This window comes from Streptomyces kebangsaanensis (assembly GCF_001906585.1).
Lineage (GTDB): Bacteria > Actinomycetota > Actinomycetes > Streptomycetales > Streptomycetaceae > Streptomyces > Streptomyces kebangsaanensis.
Genome location: NZ_JUJA01000139.1, coordinates 1 through 1,821 on the forward strand (window position 1 = coordinate 1; position 1,821 = coordinate 1,821).

The following is a 1,821-nucleotide window of genomic DNA, read 5'->3' on the forward strand; positions in this document are numbered from 1 at the left end:
GCACGGCCGGAAGGCCCAGGCCAAGCTGTCCCGCTACGACCGGATGATGGCCCGGCGCCGGCCCAAGAAGGGGCAGGCCGCCTCGCAGGGCTACCGGGAGGCGAAGCGGTGGCGGGCGAAGACGTATGCGAAGATCGCCCGGCAGCGGCAGGACACCGCCCGTAAGTGGGCGAAGAGGGTGGTGCGCGACCACGACGTGATCGCGGTGGAGGACTTCAAGCCCAGGTTCCTCGCGAAGACGAGCATGGCGCGCAAGGCGGCCGACGCCGCGATCGGCGCCACCAAGCAGGCCCTGATCGAGATGGGCCGCAAGCACGCGCGGGATGTGCGTCTGGTGCACCCCGCGCACACCACCATGGACTGCGGATCGTGCGGAGCGAGAACCAAGCACGCTCCCCCACTGCCTGAAGGGCGTGGGGGGACCCCCAGCCGCTGTCGGAACGCACCTACACCTGCACCGCGTGCGGAGCCGTGTCCTCCCGGGACAAGAACTCCGCCCGCGTGATGCTCGTCCGGGCAGGTCTGGACCCGGCCGGCGTCGAGGGCGCAAGACCTCCCGGAGCGCTGCTCGGGGAGGCGGCCTGAGCCAGGAATCCCCTCCTCCTCAGGGAGGGGAGCAGTCAAGTGCCGGGGCTCTTCCAGACGGCGGAGTACGCCCGAGCCCTCTTCGCTTACATGAACCCGGAGTTCCCGGACGACGAGGTGGAACTCAGGGCGATCACCGGATGAAGCGGAAGGTCGTCATCGAACGCCCGGACCCGATGCCGTACGAAACCGTGATCCATGAAGCGGCACTGCGCATCAAGGTGGCCGGTCGTGCCGTCACCCGGGCTCAACTGGAGCGCATCCTGGAGATGTCCGAGGCCGACCATGTGACCGTTCGGGTCATTCCCTTCGCGCTGGACGACTTCGCGGGAGCCGGTAGCACCATGGTTCACCTGGGCGGAGCGGTCTCCCGCCTGGACACGGTGGTGCGCGACGCTCCGCACGGTACGGCCTTCGTCGACTCCGAGGCTCAACTGGAGCATTTTCGAAAGCTCTTCCGTAAGGTGAAGGCGGGGTCACTTCCTCCAGGGCGCTCACGTGACCTCATCCACCAGTTGGCCAAGGAAGTGTGAGGCGCAGCATGACCACGCCCACCCAGTGGAAGAAGTCGTCCTTCTCCGGCGGTGGTGAGGGCAACGACTGCGTCGAGATCGCGAACGTGTATCCCCGTATAGCCATACGTGACTCAAAGGCCCCGGCCAGGGCCACACTCTCCTTCCCGGACGGAGCCTTCACAAGCTTCATCGAGGCCCTGAAGGCACCGGAGGCTCATGCCACCACCGATGTCACGAGCTTGCGGGACTGATCCACATCTTTCCCGTGAGTCGCGGTGACCTGGCTCGGCGGTGAACGGAAGGACACAAGGCGAGTGATTGGGTGCAGGTGTACGGAGAAGTCCTGCCCAGGCAGCAGGCAGAGGAAGGCAGCACCATGAGCCGGGAACGGTACGTCGCTCCTCGGACCACAGAGCCTCTCCGGTTCGAGGAGATCGCCAGGGTGCCGCACTACGCCCGCAGCACGGACAAGCCGGTGCGGTTCGTGACCGTGGCGAACCCGCGGGGGACTGTGCTGGGCTACGTCTGGGCCAACGACGAGGACGACGCAGCCGGCTGGAAGGTACGGCGGGTCGGGGGCGACGAAGCGTTCAACCGGGGCGCGCTGTACGTCTCCAGGCTCCGGGACGCGAAGGCGCGGGGACTGAGTCCCACAGCCGCTCTGGCCGAGATCGTCCGTGACACGGACCCCGCCAACCCGAGCCACGTCGTCCCCGGCTCT

At 67.4% G+C, this 1,821-nt stretch carries 3 protein-coding genes and 1 pseudogene; all 4 read left to right on the forward strand.

Features of this window, described 5'->3' with window-relative positions; translation table 11 throughout:
• Positions 1–585: pseudogene (locus tag RH94_RS20205) on the forward strand (RNA-guided endonuclease InsQ/TnpB family protein); the annotation flags it as partial.
• Positions 582–1,118, forward strand: coding sequence for a DUF5753 domain-containing protein (locus RH94_RS20210; protein WP_234425901.1), 537 nt, complete (start codon positions 582–584; stop codon positions 1,116–1,118). The pseudogene RH94_RS20205 and the gene RH94_RS20210, both read left to right, overlap by 4 nt.
• Before the next feature lie 8 nt (positions 1,119–1,126).
• Positions 1,127–1,351 carry a DUF397 domain-containing protein gene (locus RH94_RS20215; protein WP_073948929.1) on the forward strand — a complete coding sequence of 75 codons (225 nt, stop codon included), beginning with the start codon at positions 1,127–1,129 and terminating at the stop codon, positions 1,349–1,351.
• 125 nt (positions 1,352–1,476) lie between these two features.
• Positions 1,477–1,821 (forward strand): hypothetical protein (locus tag RH94_RS20220; RefSeq protein ID WP_073945858.1); only part of this gene is annotated, 345 nt, incomplete at its 3' end.

Excerpts from the sequence above, each read along its gene's own strand:
- RH94_RS20215 (WP_073948929.1), top strand. The coding sequence starts at position 1,127 with ATGACCACGCCCACCCAGTGGAAGAAGTCGTCCTTCTCCGGCGGTGGT.